This window comes from Halomicronema hongdechloris C2206, assembly GCF_002075285.3.
Taxonomy (GTDB): domain Bacteria; phylum Cyanobacteriota; class Cyanobacteriia; order Phormidesmidales; family Phormidesmidaceae; genus Halomicronema_B; species Halomicronema_B hongdechloris.
Genome location: NZ_CP021983.2, coordinates 2,226,561 through 2,242,979, shown reverse-complemented (window position 1 = coordinate 2,242,979; position 16,419 = coordinate 2,226,561). Strand labels below are relative to the sequence as shown.

Genomic DNA, 16,419 nt, shown 5'->3' with positions numbered 1-16,419 from the left:
GGTAGGATCTCTAAAGATCATCCGATCGCCAATTCACATGTATTAGGAAAAGAAAAACGCCTAACGGCATCGGTGGTTTCTATGCGAATTGACATAGTATTCAGTTTTCAAGGTTCAAACTCGAATGACTGTTAGTCAGCTTTTCTTAGAAGATCGCCTCGTTTTCCTGGCTTTCTTCTCAGCTAATGGTTTACAGGTCTAACTCCTGCTTCACGGCTTGCCAAGGGACACGTTCCTGGTTTTCAGCATCGGATTCGGCTAAGGCAGCATCCCTAATATCTAGCAAGTCTTCTAGCTCGTCAGCGTCAATAATTGCTAACTTGCCTTGGCTAATCCTGGTCAGCAACTCTTCTACGGATAAGTTAAACTGCTGAGCTATGGTCGTGAGGCCCGCGAGGACTTCGCCAGAAATCGATAGAGAACTCATCAGCCTCACCTTTGTTTATGCGGCTCGTACTGGCTCTTTAGGTGTCCATGTCCATGCTAGTTCAGGTGGTTCAGTGATTGCCTCCTCTAGCGGAGCATAGAGATGGCTAGTCGTTTTACTGTTGTCAGCGCGATCAATCCCAACCGTCAGTCGGTACGACCCCCGCAAAGGTGGATCATCCGGTTGCATCTGAACATACCAAAGTGTAGGAGGGGGAGAATCGACAACATCAATACGGTCAAACAGAAAGTTGTTATCTCCGGCAAATGGAAGACCGTAACGAGATTCATTGAAGTCACCCCGTAACCCTTGAATGACCTTCTCCAGAAGATCGGATGCTTGCGTCTGAATCCCCAGCATGATGTCAAAGCCGACTAGAAATTCTCGACGCACTGGCACAATCCAATACTTAGCACCATGCGTTCGCTTCCTGAGTTCTTTGCCTGAACTGCCGACAGGATAGCTGTGCAATTGTTGGTACAGAGAACAGACTTCACTCTCGGTTTCAGGAACTGCTTCACCATTAGGTAATTGTTTGTTAGGAACTCCGATCGCTAAACGCAAACACGGTAGATCCTGTCGAATTAAAGTCGTTGGTTCCTGCTTGCTATCCCGCATCTCAATTCCGGCCAGATTCAGTACTAGACCAAAAGCTGCTGAGGGTGGCATAACAGGAGCCGTTGCTCGGTAAACTCCAGCTTGAAAGCCTCGGAATGCCGCAAAAGGGGCTCGAATCCGTAGCCAAAGATTATCCATATAGGTGGCCTCCTATTTCAAAAACTCTTCAGCTAGGTCGGCAAGCAGTGTTTGCGGGTTGTCGTAAAACTTGACTCCGACCTGAGCTAATTCCTCCTTGCGGGTTTCATCCATATTTCGAGAAAGTTCTCCACCAATCCAAAACTCATCCGCAGGTAGGTCATTGTCATGGATGCGGGCAAGCTCTGAAAACTTGCCTTGCTCATCAAATCCGTAGGTATCGAATCCGGCAATCAGACTAGGGGTCAAACGAGCCACGATGCTCTTAGGAGCCATTTCGTAGTAGCTGCGGGCATGACCTCCAGCTACATCAGAGAGCTGGGAAATCGCTTGCAATAGTGCCTTTGTCCATTCCGGCTTGGCTTTACAATCTGAATAGGCCAATGCAAAGGGATACTGGTAGGCCGTATGAGCGACTTCGCGATGTAAGAGAGCAGACGTAGATGAATTTTTCCAGGGACTATTACCTGCATTGAGTGGAGATTGATGGAAAGTTGCATCAAACCGGTAAGGCGTTAGAGCAACTGCCATATTCATCCGAAGCACGCTATCACGCTTAGCTGGTAGCCCCTTGTTCTTTTTGATCGCCTCTTTGTCAGCGACTAAAAAACCAAATAGAAAGTCATCAGCATATTTTTCTGCATTGGGAAATTCTTTAAACTCTACAGCGAGTTGGTCTTCGTCCTGTAGCCGAGATCGATTACAAGGTATGCCAGTCTTTTGCAGCATCTCCCGCAGAGCATTCCGCATGGATTCTGGACTGATGACCGTGTATTCTTGTCGTCCTTTAGCGATTTTTTGTAGTACGGTGCGGTTTTCTTCACTTTCTCCCCGGTAGTTTGAACTGGGAGCCGGATACGTTAGAACAGTAGCGAAAAGATTTTTATGCATGATGTAACCTCAAAGAAAGTTTTTATAAATTAGCCGTTTGCAGAGAGTGCTAGAAGAGTGAGCGTGCGAACTTTGTCTGTGTCCTGATATAGCGCTTGAGTCAGCGCAACATATGCCGTAGATTTCATATGTTGTGGAACAGAACAAAGGCTGGAAACAAAGTAGTTAATGAAATCCATCGGCTCTGTACGACTACGGACATCAAGAAAAGCAGACTTGGCAACTTTTGCCTTCATTTCAGAGTATTTTTTGTAGTCTGCCTTCTGATTTAGTTCTTCATTTTTTAAGCCTTTCCACTCTGCTTTCCATTCCAGTTCATGCTTGGATTTAAGCTTACGAGTGACGTAGTTGCCAACCAATCGAAATACCAAGGTTTCAATAGACACTGAGTTGTCTACTGCGGTTGTTTCATCCATTTGCTTCTCCTTTTGAGATAAAGCTTTCAGTTTTTCTCGAACGTCTCTTTGAAAATATCTATCCTCAATCGTGCGTTCGTAGGGAAGGGTGCATAGCAGAACATCAAATTTGGTGTACCAAGGTTTATCGTCAACCAGGTTCAATAGACACTGTTTTCGAAATAGCGGACTCCAGAATCCATCTCGAATTTGAGCGTACTCATCAAGCATGGACTCTTCTGGATCAAGTCGAGTTGAACTGAGAACACGAATGTTGTTTCCTTGTTTCTCAGTGTGAATCACGTCAATGCCAAATACGAGATCTTCAGCCAGTTTCTCACCTGTTTTTTGCTTCAGGCGATCGCGCAGTCGCTTCATCATGTCCAAAGCACTGGCCACGGCTAAATCGACAACAGCGTCACGGGGTCGATAACGAGATCTCTCAGTGCTGCGATCGCTCAAAATCTCTGGTAACTCATCACAAAACCATTCCAGCCTCGCCACATCTGGAATTGCCAGAGCATAACCAACGAAGTCTCGCTTGCCCTCGTTATCCACAACGGCAGGAACGTAAATTTGGGCAGCAAATAGCCAAAAATGCAAGAGAAATTGCAACCGAGCGCGATCTTTAAAGGGAACATTTTCGGCATTACTAGATTGTGCGCCTAAAAAATAGGTACTGGGTAAATCGACCGTGTAGTCTTCCGGCTGAGTAAGCTGCTTCCAAATGCTTGCGGCATCATCGCCATAGCTGCCTTCTGCCCTGGCCTCAAAGGGCTTGCGAGTCGCTGGTACCCCTCGCAAAATACTCCAGACCATATCCCGCCAAAGCTTAATCCAGAGTCCGTTTTTGCCTTCAACACTCTTGTCATAAGCAGGGTCAGCTAGGAAAGAGCCTGCCGGGACGACGACGGGATAAATGTAAACCTTTTTGGTCTTCGTCTTTCCTTTTTTGTCGGTAACTTCCCGTTCTTCTTCTCGAAGCGGTGGAATAATTTCCTTCTGCTTATTTTTCAGGAGTTGAGGGCGTTCTTGCTCTTCCGTGCTAGCGGCATAAATTTCATTAAACAGTGCCTCAACCCCTGCTTGGTTGAGTTCAATCGATGCACCTAAATCATCCAGCCGTGTCAGCTTGCAGATGGTGCCATTTGCAGTCTCCTCTTGAAAGTCAGGTTGCCGTTCTAGCCAACGAATAATGCAGACCAAACCTGCTAAACCTGCCCGATGCTGAGATGAAGGTAACTCTGCAAGTCGATAATTTAAGGTCAGTGCATCTACTTCCCCTTTGGTCTTGTTTTTTACCAAGGTCAAGCTCCTCCGATTTTCTTGAAGGTGATTAGCCAAAGATCCTTACGTTTCGGATTGCCTACAAAACTGGCAGAAGCGCAGTAGCCGTCAATCTCGCGCTTGTACGGTAACTTACGAGCGTTTTTGGCACGATTCAAAGTTGAAACAGATATACGGAGCAACTTAGCTGCCGTGGCTGTATCAACTTCATATGGAATTCGCTGTTCGCTTAAAAGCTGAGTGGCATGGTCAAGCAGAGAAAGTTGTTCGGTAGTCATGGCAGCCTCCAAAAGAGAGAGTCTTATATCGCGCCGCTCACATACTATCCCTATTTTTTGAGAGATGCCAACTTCCTCGGATATCCCTTGGAGAGTTGGCATCAACGCCTTACGGCATCTGTGGTTATCCATACGCGAGGTATTTAGCATACCGCGCGGCTCAGTGCTCAACGCCAGAGGCATCATTGAGAGCCTCACCAGTATATCGAAGGTACTGATATGCTGTTGTCTTGCCATAGGTGTACTCCTCCAAGACATTTACTTCATGCAGTTTCAATGGGATGGCCAGAAGGCGAGTGCTAATCACCGGAAGCACAGTGTGACGTTTGAAGAAGCGGTCACCGTCTTTGGCGATCCACTCGCGATTACGATTAGTGATCCACAACATTCAAGGGACGAGGCTCGCTGGCTGACGATAGGGCTCTCTCTCTCAGGTCGTTTGTTGGTGGTGTCTTACACTGAAAGGGATAACTCTGTTCGCGTGATCAGTGCGCGTTTAGCCACTCGTCGGGAGAGAAGTGACTATGAATCCGGAAACTGATCCCAATTCCACCGATGACATGCTTCCGGAATATGACTTCTCAGGAGGAGTCCGGGGCAAGCACTACGAGGCTTATCAGAAATCGACCAACATCGTTGTGCTCGACCCTGACGTGGCTGAAATCTTCAAGGACTCTGCCGCTGTGAACGAAGCCCTCCGAATGCTGGCTAAGGTTGCCAAGTCTTTGCCTGCTGAGACGTAGGACGTTATCCAAGTTCCACCTCCTCTGGTGATTTGGTGATAAATCCTCGATTTACTTGGTATCGGTCTGCGGCACCGCTCACCACGTTCAGGTACTTCGGCAACCACTCAGGTCGCGGATTGCCATCTTCTAACCAGGCTTTTGCCCATTTATGCGGGACATTCACAATGAACCCGTCGTAGGGTTGGCGATCTTTGACCAATGACTCAATGGCATCCAAGTCAGAATCCAGAATGCAGGGAATTGCGAACTCATCCGTATCTCGAAAGGAACCGGGCACGGCGTAGTAGCCACTGTTCAGGAATGAACTACTCCCATCGGCATCCCGCTCAGGTCGGGCATAGATTTCTAGGGCCGTTGCCAGTTGCAGTTGACTGACTAGCTCAGTCTCAAAGCTTTCCAGAAACGCATTTGCGGTTTCCAGGTCATTCCTTTGATACGGCAGATTGGCCGGTGGCATGTAGGGATGCAGAGTTGCAAAAGAGCGTTTTAGATGTCGATTGGCACGCCCAAAGCGCTGCACTAGAGAAGACACCGGGGCAATTTCGGTAATCAAAACATCGGCATCCAGATCCAAGCTCATTTCGCAAACCTGGGTTGTGACCGCGATTGCCCGTTTAGGCACATCTCCCTCAGAGAATGAGAAGGCTTTTACTGTGTTTGCATGAACTTTCTGGCGATCGCGTAGACGAAAGCGGCTGTGATAGGTCAGCACACCCCCGTCCAAGACTGCTTCCAGTTTTTGAGCGATCGCTAGGCAGCGATCAACGGTATTCACGACCCACAAAACCCGCAGCCCTGCTTGGTAAGCAGTTACCGCTTTGTCAAAGGCCACACTGAAATCAGCCACAGGCTCTAACCAATAGCGATCAGCCTGTTCGAGTTCCTTCAAATCTGCTAGTGCCTCACTGGCGCGATCAGTGGCTGTCGGAAAAACCTTCAATCCTGCTTTGACCAGCTCATCTCGCCTAGATTGGGGCAAGGTCGCGGTCATACAGAGCACTGGAATATGGAACGTATTCAAAAAGCTGATCAAGATATCGAACATAGAGCGGTCAAAGCTGTGTACTTCGTCGATAATGACCGCGCTATCGGCTAGAACAGGCAGCAAACATAAGCTCTGATAGCTGTGCTCCATAAAGCTGAGAAACTGGTCAACGGTGGCGCTAAAGAACCGCTTTGACCAAAAGCTCAAAGCATAAAGCCGCTCATCGGCTTCGGTGCGGAAGACTTTGTCGGCGATGGACTCACTGGGATTCTCCGCCATTGCTTCCAGTTCATATTTAGCGGTACCTGTCACTAATGCAGCATCCGCTTCCGGTGCCCAGCCCACATAATCCCGAAATCCCTCAGTAGCAGTTCCCCTAGTGGGATACAGAAAAATTACTTTACCGATGTTGTATTTTTGGGTCTGCTGCTCTGCCCATTTCCAAGCCGCCAGGGTTTTGCCACCCCCACAAGCCACTAGCAGCAAGGCTTTCTTTCCCTGCTCAGCCGCTTGTTCCTGAAAAGCGTGGAACTTAAACGGTTTCTTAGTACGTTGCTCAATTTGCTGAATCCAAGGGAGCAGAATCTTCTCAGAGATTTCGTTAGCAGCGATCGCCTCGGAATGGACAATCGCCTCAATCCAGTCAGAAATGTCATACCCCTCGCGCACTAGACCAGAGGCAGCAGCATCCGACAAAATTAAGCCAGCTTTGACAGCTATTAAGAGCGATCGCCGCTGAGTATTTTTTCGTAAATCCCGCTTAAAAGAAGGAGCGAATTGTTTTTTCCCTTTTCTCCAAGCCTGCTCCCACTCTGATGCCGGTCTCCAGGCTGTTTTGGGGAGACTGGGAATTTCTTGTAGATCAGTTAAGTCTACAATTCGTTGCAGAGTTGCTGTAACCTCTTCATGCTGAAGATATAGCACAACCGACTGTTTGAGAGTTTGAACGTGCCCCCAACGGTAGTTCTTAATTCGTTCACTTCTTTCCTTGTCTTTGACAGATGTTGAATCATCAAAGGCTTTGAGGTGATGGGACAAAACTGCTGCTGTAATAATGTTCGCATCTAATCTGGAATCCTGTGACAGCCAGTTACGCACCTCTGGCAAGCACAGCATTAATGCACTGAGATGTTCATGGCGGATCGTTTGCTGCGTAAATCCTGGCTGAGAGACAGCAGCATAAAAGTCTTCATTTGCTTTGCCCAAATCATGGAACAGCGCTGCCACTTGAAGATTCAGAAGAAACTGCTCTTCGGCTGTCGAGATTTGAAAGAAACGGCACCAGTTTTGTCCCCACCGTCCATTCAAGCGAAAGATTTGGGCGGCACAGACAGCAGTATCTTGCAGGTGTTCTTCCAGAGTGACAGGCTTTCTGCCAGGTCTTGGACTTTTGGCTAGTAGTTGATCAGGAAGTTCAGGAATCATAGAACCTCCAGGCACGAGGGAAGGGTGTAAAAATTCCACAACCCATGCGGTGCTTGCCGCCTAGTCCATGTTGTTGCAGCTTGAGCGAGTCTTCTTCGTTGAGGTCAGTCACGATCAAGCTGAAGCCAACTACAAAATAGGTTTTGATCTTGATGGCCTTACGACTGGGTTCTCCTTCCTCATTCAACGGCAAAATTAGATTTCCTTGAATGCCCAAAGCATCTAACTGGCGCTGGGCTGCTTCTTTGAAAGGCTCAGGATCTTGAAACTTTTTGATGGTGACGATGCGTGATCGCAGCTTATCGACAGGTCTTAAAGGATGGATCTGAGGAATTGTGAGCTGGATTGAATGCTTACCAATGGTCAGCGTTTGCCCTGCTAATGGCAGCACCAAAGCCAACCTTGCGGGCTCGTAAGGTAAGCGAATTTTGAGATGAGAAGACTGGCTAAGGTGAATTTTTCCCTGGCGATCCGGTTCGCCTGGAATGGTAAGAATGCTCAATCCTTCTTGTTCGTGGATGTCAGGGCAGAGATGCGCGATCGCGCTATATAACCCATATCCATGATCCGCAGGCAATGTTTCTCCAAGCACCCCAAAACTCAACTCCACAAATGGTTTTGCCATCAATTCACTTGTCGTCTTCTGCCGGTCGCTCGCTAGCATCAGCTCTCACCTCCAAAAGAATTTGAGTAATTATAGTTCATCCGTTCCACTTCCTTCACCACCATCATCACCAACTCCGGCGGGGCCAGCACCCTGGCCCCCTGCCCATAGCCCAACACCCACCGCTTCACATCATTCAGCCCTCCTACCGTCATCTGCAGCGTCACCGCCCCATCCGGATGCTCCTGCAACACCTGGCTGCGATGCCAGCGCCGCTCCCGCACATAGGGCGCCACCTGGGCAGCAAACCAAATCCGCACCGTCACTGGTGTGCCCCCCACCTCATGCTGAAAAATCGACTCCAGATGTTCCCGGGCATTGAAATCAGGCCGCCGCTCAAAGTGAGATTCCAGTAACCGCAGCGCCTGAATCCGATCCACCCGAAACCAGCGGATCCCCTGGCGACGATGGCACCAGCCAATCACATAGGGATTAGTGCCCCGATAGATATGCAACAGATAGGGATCCAGCTGCCGCTCCGAGACATCATCCCGACTGGCGGTGTAATAGCGCATCCATACCTGCCGCGAGTCCCGGCAAGCATCCTCCAGCTGCTGCCAGATCTCCAGGTCGAGGTTGCTCTCCGCCCCAGAACGAAAGATCAACCGATCATCGGCCAGCTGTTGCAGATCCAGCCACTCCTGCTCCGGTAAGCGCTCCGCCAATCGATTCACCGCCGATCGCAACTCCACCGCATAGGTCGACCCGGCATAGGCCTCCAGCATCCTGGCCCCCAGGGTGAGGGCAAACAGTTCGCCCTTGGTCAACGGCACCGTCGGCAGCCGCCACTCGGCATCGGTGTAGTGATGCCCCTGATTGCGAGTGAACTTTAGGGGAGCGTGAAAGCGATCTCGCAGAAAGGCTAAGTCATCGCGAATGGTGCGCTCACTCACTTCCAGTTCTGCTGCCAGCGTCAGCGCCGTCTGCCTCTGAGGACGACGGATCAGGGCATCAATTTTGAGTAACCGCTCTAGCTGCAGGCGCGACATGGAAACTCCTCAGCTGACTTGGCGACTATCCTAAGCAACCAACCCGGCAAAAAAGCTTCCGGGTTAGTGACCGTTAAAAAATTAATGATTTCTGGGGGGCAGCCCGGCCTCTAGACTGCTGTCCTGGGCAACCCCCTGGGAGCATAGATGCTCCCGAACACACTTCTCTCCGGTTTATCGCGATTCCGGCAACGTGAAAGAGTCCCTCAAGGCTTTTTATAGAGACTTCAAAAAAGTTCCACAATCAAGATCCGCTCCCACGCTGGGGCCAGCAGGCGCCCAGCTGATTTCCCTCAGCCTGGCAATAAATTGATCGGGTCTCACTCAAACCTAGAGCGGTCCATCTTTGTACCCTGACCGATGGGCTCCAGAGTGCGACGGAGTCATCTCGTTTTGAGATCTACAGCACATCGCCATCGGGTAACGCACAGGGCTATGCTTATCCCGCCGTTGAGCACTCAGCCGTGACTAGAGATGGGGTTAGCTCTAAAGGGCTGGTTGTGGAGGACCAGGGTAGTGCTGGAATTTTCGGCGAAGCCGATGCGTTGGTAAAACCCCTGCTGGTGGGTGGTCATCAAGTAGACCCGCTCCACCCGGCTCATGTGGGGATGGCCCAAAACCGTCTCCACCAATTTGCGGCCCAGGCCACCGCCCTGGTAATCGGGGTGGATAACCACATCCCAGAGCGTTGCTCGATAGACCCCATCGGAAGTGGCTCGGGCAAAGCCGATCAACTGGGCCCCATCCCAGGCAATGACCACCGGGTGGCTATGGGTAATGGCAACGGCCAGATCGTCGCGTCGTCGATCCTGAGCCCAAAATGCGGCGGCTTGAAACAAGGTCTGCAGCTGCCCCAGGGCAGCATCATCAAGCTGATCAATATATTGGAACTGGATGTGACGACAATCCATCGTGGCCAAGAACCCTCCCTAGATTAGGTGCCATTGTCATAACATATTCCCCCAGCATAGGCCCATCTCAAGCGAGATGGATCCCGAGAATTTGCCTAGGTAATGATTCCTGGACGTCCTGAGCGCAGGCATGCCAGTGAGGATGTCCGAATCGAGATGCGATCGCAACGGCCCAAACCATGAATGATAGGATAAAAAAGCGGATTTTGCGGGTCTTGTTGGACCTGACAGAATACGTTTCACTGGGGAGTGTTGGAGAGATCAGACTCATCTCTGATGCCTCCGGATGGTTGTGCCATCAGACGGGGCTCACAATTATCTGAGCATTCCCTGACTCACCTCGCTGGACCGCCAGCCATTAGCCGTCTTCGTTCCTTGACACATGCTGAAGAACCTTCTGGGCGATCCCAATGCCCGCAAGCTCAAGAAGTATCAACCCGATGTGGTTGAGATCAATCTATTAGAGGAAGAGGTGTCGGCCCTCTCCGACGAAGCACTGGTCGCCAAGACGGCTGAGTTCAAGCAACGCTTGAACAAGGGCGAGTCCCTAGATGACTTGCTCACCGAGGCCTTCGCCGTGGTGCGGGAGGCCTCGAAGCGGGTGCTGGGGATGCGCCACTTTGATGTGCAGCTGATCGGCGGCATGGTACTTCACGAAGGCCAGATCGCCGAGATGAAAACCGGGGAAGGGAAAACCCTGGTCGCCACCCTGCCCGCCTACCTCAATGCCCTCACCGACAAGGGGGTGCACATTGTCACCGTCAACGACTACCTGGCCCGCCGAGATGCGGAGTGGATGGGGCAGATTCATCGCTTCCTAGGCCTCAGCGTCGGCCTGATTCAGCAGGGCATGTCTCCCATAGAGCGGCGCAAAAACTACGGCTGCGACATCACCTACGGCACCAACAGCGAGTTTGGCTTCGACTACCTGCGCGACAACATGGCCACCGCCATCGCCGATGTGGTGCAGCGTCCCTTCAACTTCTGCATCATCGACGAGGTGGACTCCATCTTAATCGATGAGGCCCGCACGCCTTTGATTATTTCGGGCCAGGTGGAGCGACCCAGCGAGAAATACACCGCCGCCGCCGAAGTCGCTCGGGAGTTGAATGGGGAAGAGCACTACGAGGTCGACGAAAAGGCCCGCAATGTGCTGCTCACCGACGAGGGCTTCATCAGGGCCGAAGAATTACTGGGGGTGCAGGATCTGTTCGATCCTAAGGATCCCTGGGCCCACTATGTGTTTAACGCCATTAAGGCCAAGGAACTCTTCATCAAAGACGTCAACTACATCGTCCGCAACGGTGAAGTGGTGATCGTCGATGAATTCACCGGCCGAGTCATGCCGGGTCGGCGCTGGAGCGATGGCCTGCATCAGGCCATTGAGGCCAAGGAGCATGCCGAAATTCAGCCCGAGACCCAAACCCTAGCCAGCATTACCTACCAAAACTTCTTCCTGCTCTATCCGAAACTGTCTGGCATGACCGGTACTGCCAAGACAGAAGAGGTGGAATTCGAGAAGATCTACAACCTAGAAGTGGCGGTGATTCCCACTAACCGTCCCTTGGCTCGCCATGATCTCTCCGACGTGGTCTATAAAACGGAAGAGGCCAAGTGGCAGGCGGTGGCGGAAGAGTGTGCGGAGATGCACCGGCAGGGACGCCCGGTGTTGGTGGGCACCACCAGCGTCGAAAAATCAGAATTACTGTCTACGTTACTGAGTCAACGGAGCGTGCCCCACAACCTCCTCAACGCCAAGCCCGAGAATGTAGAGCGGGAATCGGAAATCGTGGCCCAGGCCGGTCGCCGCGGTGCCCTCACCATCGCCACCAACATGGCCGGCCGCGGTACAGACATCATCCTGGGCGGTAACTCCGATTACATGGCCCGGTTGAAGGTGCGGGAATACTTAATGCCCCGCGTCGTCAAACCAGAGGACGAGGATGAGTTTGCGGTGGCGGCGGCGCCCAACACCCAAGCCCGCAACCGCAGCCAGGGCTTTGCCCCTGGCAAAAAGGTTAAGACTTGGAAGGCCTCGCCGAATATCTTCCCCGCCGATCTGCCCAAGCAGATGGAGACGGAGCTGAAAGCAGCCGTCGATCTGGCCATGGAAACCTACGGCGAGCGCAGCCTGCCAGAGCTGCAGGCGGAAGAGAAAGTTGCGATCGCAGCCGAAAAAGCCCCCACCGAAGATCCAGTTATCCACCAGCTGCGCCAAGCCTACAACCAGATTCGAGAGCACTACGAACAGTTCACCGAAGCCGAACACGAAGAGGTGGTCAGCCTGGGCGGGCTGCACGTCATCGGCACCGAGCGTCACGAATCCCGCCGCATCGACAACCAGCTGCGGGGTCGGGCTGGTCGCCAGGGAGACCCTGGGTCCACTCGCTTCTTCCTCAGCCTGCAAGACAACCTGCTGCGCATCTTCGGCGGCGAACGGGTGGCCTCGCTGATGAATGCCTTCCGGGTGGAAGAAGACATGCCCATCGAGTCGCGCATGCTCACCCGCTCCCTGGAAGGAGCCCAGAAGAAAGTCGAGACCTACTACTACGACATCCGCAAGCAGGTCTTCGAGTATGACGAAGTCATGAATAACCAGCGCCGAGCCATCTATGCCGAACGCCGCCGGGTGCTAGAAGGCCAAGACTTGAAGGAACTGGTGATTAAGTACGCCGAGCGCACCATGGATGACATCGTGCAGGCCTACATCAACCCAGAACTGCCGCCGGAAGAGTGGAAACTGCCGGACATGGTGGACAAGATCAAAGAGTTTGTCTATTTACTGGCCGATCTCACCCCGGAGCAGCTGGAAGACCTCTCCGTCAACGAAATCCGAACCTTCCTGCACGAGCAAATCCGCATCGCCTACGACATCAAGGAAGCCCAGGTGGACCAAATCAAGCCCGGGCTGATGCGGGAGGCAGAACGCTTCTTCATCCTGCAGCAGATCGACACCCTCTGGCGCGACCATCTGCAGCAGATGGATGCACTGCGAGAGACCGTGGGTCTGCGGGGCTATGGCCAGAAGGATCCCCTGGTGGAATACAAGAGCGAAGGCTACGAACTGTTCCTGGATATGATGACCGGCATTCGCCGTAATGTGGTCTACACCCTGTTCCAGTTTCAACCTCAGCCTCAGCCCCAGGCGAAGGCATCCCAAGAAGTGGGCTAAGTAGGGATTCAATTCATCCCCCAGGGATTCTCCTCTTGAATAGTAAAGATCACCGCGTCACCGTCAAAAATGTCATAGCGGGCTCGCCAGATCGAGCGCCAACCGCGGCGCTTAATGGCCCCTAGCTCCATACCCTGGGGATCTGTAAACGTGTAGCGGGCAGAAAAGTCGCCGATGCCCCCAGCCCCTGCCATAATGGATCACCGGACTGCCTATATTCACACTCCATGCTGGAACTGCAACCCTCTCTGTTACGTGCCTTGGTCTGGACCGATTATCGGCTGGCACTTCTCTTTTCCGTCTTCATCCCTCTCACCCTACTGATCTGGGCATTTGTCAAGAAAGCAGAGCCCATCCAGCAGCTATTAACGATTTACTGGAAAGTCTCCAGCCTACTGGCCATTACCGTCTATCTCATGATCGGGGGGTTCAGCATCAGCTTTATCTCGTCTCTGATGGCACAGGTACTGATACCAGTAGGGCTGTGGTTTTGGGCAGATCTCAACGAAGAAATTCGCGAGCAGCCTCATAACTCTCTAAGACTTGGGTTTACAGCCTGGCGCTGGGCCATGACCGTATACGGCATTCTGGGCACTGTGATCCAACTGGTTTTCATCCCCTGTGCCTTCTCCCCCAGTCAATTTGCCACTGACCAGTGCCAGTTCTGGCTGCAGCCGCCGTTGCTCTACAAGGAGTACTTCCATGCCAACTACACCAACGGGTTCCTAGGCTTTTTCGGCATTCTAGGGCTCGTGATCTATATGGCCTATCTGGCCTATTTTGTGTTTGTGCGCCTAGGAAAACAGGGGCGGCAGGCAGTCAATTAATATCAATTCCGCAGGCTCTCCATCTATAGCGGCCAACGTCAGCCTGGCCGACGACTAGTCAATGAGGCGCCTGTCGCAGAGTCCTAGTTCTCCACCATAAACAACCATGGTTGCTTCACCCGGAAAACGTCTAGAAGACTATACCCTCAAGCATCCCCAGGAAGTGCTACTCGTCACGGCTGATATCGACGGCGCCACTGACGAAATCGTTATCTTCCGTGGCTTCTCCAGCTCCCTGGTACGTCCCACCGCTGCCAATCCAGAGGTACCCGTGATTCCTGTCGATGCCAAGATCCGCTGCATCGATCGTCTCCAGGGGCCCTATACCCCCGACAACCCCCAGTACCTAGAGCGTAACCTAACCTGGGAGGCGTTTCAGGCCCGTTTGTCAGCCAGTGGAATTTAAACGGGGACAGCCTCAATCACACTGACAGGAGCCTGGGTGGGCAGAATCTGACCTAGTTGGAATCCAGTGGTCTCCAATAATTGCCGGTATTCCGCAGCCGTGCGCTCGCGGCCGCCGTCGCACATGACTAGCATGTTCAAGTCTAGGAACTTACCAGGATGGGGGGCATTTCCCCCGGGAATCACCATTTCTACCACTAACAAGCGGGCCGTCTTGGCCATGGCCTGATGGCAAGTTCGCAGGATTCTGCCACAGTCAGCATCGCCCCAGTCATGGAGGATATGCTTCAGCAGGTAAATATCGCCGCCGGTTGGTACGGCCTCAAAGAAATCACCACCTACCCATTGCACTCGGTCGTGTACCCCTCGCTCAGCCAAATAGGCCTGGGCACCGCTGGCGACACCAGGCTGATCAAAAAGGATGCCTTGGATCTGGGGATACCGGGCTAGGATCGCCGCCAGAAATCCGCCTCGACCTCCGGCCACATCGACAACGGTGGTCACCCCAGCCATGTCGTAGGCATCTAGAACCGCCGGAATTTCCATGGACGAGTAGCTGATCATGGCTTGATCAAACACGGCTGCCGCCGCTGGGGTCTGGCCAAGATACTGGAATACGGGCATGCCATACATTGACGTGAAGGCACTCTCACCGGTTTGAATACTGTGCAGTAGATTGCCCCAGGCTTGGTAGTGTTCTTCGCCGTTCATCAGGGCCATGGCCCGCAGCGAGTCTGGGACATCGCTGCGCAAATAATAGGCCAGGGGGGTGAGGGCAAACTCACCAGGATCCTGTTCCACAAAAATCCCGACGCTGGCTAGAGCCCGCAGTAGGCGATATAGGGAGGGAGCATGGCTTGTCGTTGCCGTTGCCAAGGCTTGGTAGGCTTGCGGTCCGTCGGTTAAGTAATCGGCCAGGCCTAACTTGGCAGCAACGTAGATAGACTGGGCCAACCAGTGACCTGTGGCCATTTGAGTCAGGGTTTCTGGCAGAGTCATCGATACTTGAGGTGCATCCATAGGAACCATGGGGGGATCTACCAAGGAGAGTGATGGTTACCATAGCCCTGAACCCCTATCGATGGATAGGTGCTACCGATTAACTTTTACGACAGTTCGTCAAGGCTGCACTGGATTGCCAGTAATGGGATCGAAGAGAAAGATCTCAGCGGGGTCTAACTGCACCCATAGCCGCTCCCCCGGTTGCGGTAACAGCTTACCGGAGACCTGTAAATTTAGCGACTGGGGCAAGGTACGATGGGCATCGGGTAGCACGGTGCGCACCAGGGTTTCACGGCCTAGGGGTTCGACGACAGTCACCGTGACCCCTAAGCTTGCCTGGGATTCGCTACTCACCTGTAGATGTTCTGGCCGTAGGCCGACAATCACTCGTTGCCCCACCGAGACAGTCGACTGGCTGTCGAGAGCTGGAAGGGGAACCCGCTGACCATCGATCCTTAAGCCATTGGCTTCAACGGTGGCTTCTAGGAGATTCATCGGGGGACTGCCCATGAAAGCAGCCACCATGCAATTAGCTGGATGGGCATAGACGGCTTGGGGGGTGGCAATCTGTTGAATACGCCCCTGATGAAGCACCACGATTTGGTCGGCTAGGGTCATGGCTTCGACTTGGTCGTGGGTGACGTAGATGGTGGTGATGCCAAAGGTCCGATGCAGTTGCTTCAGTTCAGCTCGGGTATCATCTCGCAATTGGGCATCTAGGTTAGATAGGGGCTCGTCTAGGAGAAAAACCTGGGGTTTGCGGACGATGGCCCGCCCTAGGGCTACCCGCTGCTGCTGGCCGCCGGAAAGCTTCCTGGGCTTTCGATCTAGCAGATGGGCAATATCTAGAGACCGGGCAATTTTATGCACCTGCTCCTGACGTTCGTGAATAGGCCTATGGCGCATGCGCAGGCCAAAGGCTAGGTTTTCAGCCACGGTCATATGGGGATACAGGGCATAATTCTGGAACACCATGGCCACATCCCGCTGACGGGCTCGGATCTGGTTAACCAGGGTATCGCCGATGTAAAGACGCCCTTCCTGCACAGGCTCTAGGCCAGCAATAGTTCTCAGGATCGTAGATTTACCGCAACCGGAGGGACCCACTAGTACCCAAAACTCGCCATCCGGTATGGCGAGGGTAATATCTTGGATGGCAGTCGCGGTTCCAAACCGTTGGGTAATCCCTTCTAACCTAACCCTGGCCACGGTTTACTCCTCTGCAATGGTGTCCATATCTGGCTTGCTCCAGACCGATT

The 16,419-nt window shown here is 52.5% G+C and carries 17 protein-coding genes; 5 read left to right on the top strand and 12 right to left on the bottom strand.

Annotated features, from left to right (window positions below; genetic code table 11):
• Positions 1–190: 190 nt before the first annotated feature.
• From XM38_RS10145 to XM38_RS10125, 5 genes are read right to left on the bottom strand one after another with little or no spacing between them, the layout of a single operon-like run.
• Positions 191–427 (bottom strand): hypothetical protein, encoded by a 237-nt coding sequence (locus XM38_RS10145; RefSeq protein ID WP_080809739.1) that lies wholly within the window; start codon positions 425–427, stop codon positions 191–193.
• A 15-nt stretch (positions 428–442) separates the two neighbouring features.
• Positions 443–1,183: a type I-MYXAN CRISPR-associated protein Cas5/Cmx5/DevS gene (cas5, locus tag XM38_RS10140; protein WP_080809736.1), complete on the bottom strand. Its 741-nt coding sequence runs from the start codon at positions 1,181–1,183 to the stop codon at positions 443–445.
• A gap of 12 nt (positions 1,184–1,195) precedes the next feature.
• Positions 1,196–2,074 (bottom strand): type I-B CRISPR-associated protein Cas7/Cst2/DevR, encoded by an 879-nt coding sequence (gene cas7i / locus XM38_RS10135; RefSeq protein ID WP_187329356.1) that lies wholly within the window; start codon positions 2,072–2,074, stop codon positions 1,196–1,198.
• Between the two features lie 29 nt (positions 2,075–2,103).
• Positions 2,104–3,774, bottom strand: a complete 1,671-nt coding sequence (cmx8, locus tag XM38_RS10130; RefSeq protein ID WP_080809732.1) for a type I-MYXAN CRISPR-associated protein Cmx8 — start codon at positions 3,772–3,774, stop codon at positions 2,104–2,106.
• A 2-nt stretch (positions 3,775–3,776) separates the two neighbouring features.
• The gene (locus XM38_RS10125; protein WP_088429724.1) at positions 3,777–4,271 is read right to left on the bottom strand and encodes a hypothetical protein; all 495 of its coding nucleotides are present in this window, start codon (positions 4,269–4,271) and stop codon (positions 3,777–3,779) included.
• A gap of 28 nt (positions 4,272–4,299) precedes the next feature.
• Here XM38_RS10125 and XM38_RS10120 point away from each other — a divergent pair, with 28 nt between their 5' ends.
• Both XM38_RS10120 and XM38_RS10115 read left to right on the top strand, forming a co-directional pair.
• A complete protein-coding gene (locus tag XM38_RS10120) occupies positions 4,300–4,575 on the top strand; it encodes a BrnT family toxin (protein WP_080809729.1) in 276 nt (91 codons plus the stop codon).
• Positions 4,559–4,777, top strand: a complete 219-nt coding sequence (locus XM38_RS10115; RefSeq protein WP_080809727.1) for a hypothetical protein — start codon at positions 4,559–4,561, stop codon at positions 4,775–4,777. Before XM38_RS10120 ends, XM38_RS10115 begins: the two co-directional genes overlap by 17 nt.
• Before the next feature lie 4 nt (positions 4,778–4,781).
• Here the strand turns inward: XM38_RS10115 and cas3 are convergent, their stop codons facing one another.
• The 4 genes from cas3 to XM38_RS10095 form a co-directional block, all read right to left on the bottom strand.
• Entirely contained in the window at positions 4,782–7,190 is a 2,409-nt protein-coding gene (gene cas3 / locus XM38_RS10110) for a CRISPR-associated helicase Cas3' (RefSeq protein WP_202978866.1), read from the bottom strand.
• Entirely contained in the window at positions 7,180–7,854 is a 675-nt protein-coding gene (gene cas6, locus XM38_RS10105) for a type I-MYXAN CRISPR-associated protein Cas6/Cmx6 (RefSeq protein ID WP_080809722.1), read from the bottom strand. Before cas6 ends, cas3 begins: the two co-directional genes overlap by 11 nt.
• A complete protein-coding gene (locus XM38_RS10100; RefSeq protein ID WP_080809720.1) occupies positions 7,854–8,843 on the bottom strand; it encodes a helix-turn-helix transcriptional regulator in 990 nt (329 codons plus the stop codon). Before XM38_RS10100 ends, cas6 begins: the two co-directional genes overlap by 1 nt.
• Before the next feature lie 458 nt (positions 8,844–9,301).
• Positions 9,302–9,754, bottom strand: coding sequence for a GNAT family N-acetyltransferase (locus XM38_RS10095; RefSeq protein ID WP_088429722.1), 453 nt, complete (start codon positions 9,752–9,754; stop codon positions 9,302–9,304).
• Positions 9,755–10,136: 382 nt separating this feature from the next.
• Between XM38_RS10095 and secA the strand changes: the two genes are divergently transcribed.
• The gene (gene secA / locus XM38_RS10090; RefSeq protein WP_088429720.1) at positions 10,137–12,926 is read left to right on the top strand and encodes a preprotein translocase subunit SecA; all 2,790 of its coding nucleotides are present in this window, start codon (positions 10,137–10,139) and stop codon (positions 12,924–12,926) included.
• An 8-nt stretch (positions 12,927–12,934) separates the two neighbouring features.
• On the opposite strand, the gene XM38_RS10085 is transcribed toward secA, so the two are convergent.
• On the bottom strand, positions 12,935–13,120 hold the full coding sequence (locus tag XM38_RS10085) for an LURP-one-related/scramblase family protein (RefSeq protein WP_080809713.1): 186 nt from the start codon (positions 13,118–13,120) through the stop codon (positions 12,935–12,937).
• A 33-nt stretch (positions 13,121–13,153) separates the two neighbouring features.
• Here XM38_RS10085 and XM38_RS10080 point away from each other — a divergent pair, with 33 nt between their 5' ends.
• Complete coding sequence (locus tag XM38_RS10080) at positions 13,154–13,753, top strand: DUF3177 family protein (RefSeq protein ID WP_080809710.1); 600 nt, start codon at positions 13,154–13,156, stop codon at positions 13,751–13,753.
• Positions 13,754–13,859: 106 nt separating this feature from the next.
• A complete protein-coding gene (locus XM38_RS10075; RefSeq protein ID WP_080809707.1) occupies positions 13,860–14,159 on the top strand; it encodes a DUF7734 family protein in 300 nt (99 codons plus the stop codon).
• On the opposite strand, the gene XM38_RS10070 is transcribed toward XM38_RS10075, so the two are convergent.
• Positions 14,156–15,157, bottom strand: a complete 1,002-nt coding sequence (locus XM38_RS10070) for a methyltransferase (protein WP_088429718.1) — start codon at positions 15,155–15,157, stop codon at positions 14,156–14,158. The genes XM38_RS10075 and XM38_RS10070 overlap by 4 nt on opposite strands.
• Positions 15,158–15,277: 120 nt before the next feature.
• Positions 15,278–16,369, bottom strand: a complete 1,092-nt coding sequence (locus tag XM38_RS10065; protein WP_088429716.1) for an ABC transporter ATP-binding protein — start codon at positions 16,367–16,369, stop codon at positions 15,278–15,280.
• Positions 16,370–16,419: the final 50 nt, after the last annotated feature.

Coding starts and splice junctions, on each gene's coding strand:
- cas7i (WP_187329356.1), bottom strand. CDS start 2,074: ATGCATAAAAATCTTTTCGCTACTGTTCTAACGTATCCGGCTCCCAGT.
- XM38_RS10100 (WP_080809720.1), bottom strand. CDS start 8,843: ATGTCGCGCCTGCAGCTAGAGCGGTTACTCAAAATTGATGCCCTGATC.
- cas5 (WP_080809736.1), bottom strand. CDS start 1,183: ATGGATAATCTTTGGCTACGGATTCGAGCCCCTTTTGCGGCATTCCGA.
- XM38_RS10125 (WP_088429724.1), bottom strand. CDS start 4,271: ATGGCAAGACAACAGCATATCAGTACCTTCGATATACTGGTGAGGCTC.
- XM38_RS10075 (WP_080809707.1), top strand. CDS start 13,860: ATGGTTGCTTCACCCGGAAAACGTCTAGAAGACTATACCCTCAAGCAT.
- XM38_RS10120 (WP_080809729.1), top strand. CDS start 4,300: ATGCAGTTTCAATGGGATGGCCAGAAGGCGAGTGCTAATCACCGGAAG.
- XM38_RS10080 (WP_080809710.1), top strand. CDS start 13,154: ATGCTGGAACTGCAACCCTCTCTGTTACGTGCCTTGGTCTGGACCGAT.
- XM38_RS10085 (WP_080809713.1), bottom strand. CDS start 13,120: ATGGCAGGGGCTGGGGGCATCGGCGACTTTTCTGCCCGCTACACGTTT.
- cas6 (WP_080809722.1), bottom strand. CDS start 7,854: ATGCTAGCGAGCGACCGGCAGAAGACGACAAGTGAATTGATGGCAAAA.
- XM38_RS10115 (WP_080809727.1), top strand. CDS start 4,559: ATGAATCCGGAAACTGATCCCAATTCCACCGATGACATGCTTCCGGAA.
- XM38_RS10095 (WP_088429722.1), bottom strand. CDS start 9,754: ATGGATTGTCGTCACATCCAGTTCCAATATATTGATCAGCTTGATGAT.
- XM38_RS10145 (WP_080809739.1), bottom strand. CDS start 427: ATGAGTTCTCTATCGATTTCTGGCGAAGTCCTCGCGGGCCTCACGACC.
- secA (WP_088429720.1), top strand. CDS start 10,137: ATGCTGAAGAACCTTCTGGGCGATCCCAATGCCCGCAAGCTCAAGAAG.
- cas3 (WP_202978866.1), bottom strand. CDS start 7,190: ATGATTCCTGAACTTCCTGATCAACTACTAGCCAAAAGTCCAAGACCT.
- XM38_RS10070 (WP_088429718.1), bottom strand. CDS start 15,157: ATGACTCTGCCAGAAACCCTGACTCAAATGGCCACAGGTCACTGGTTG.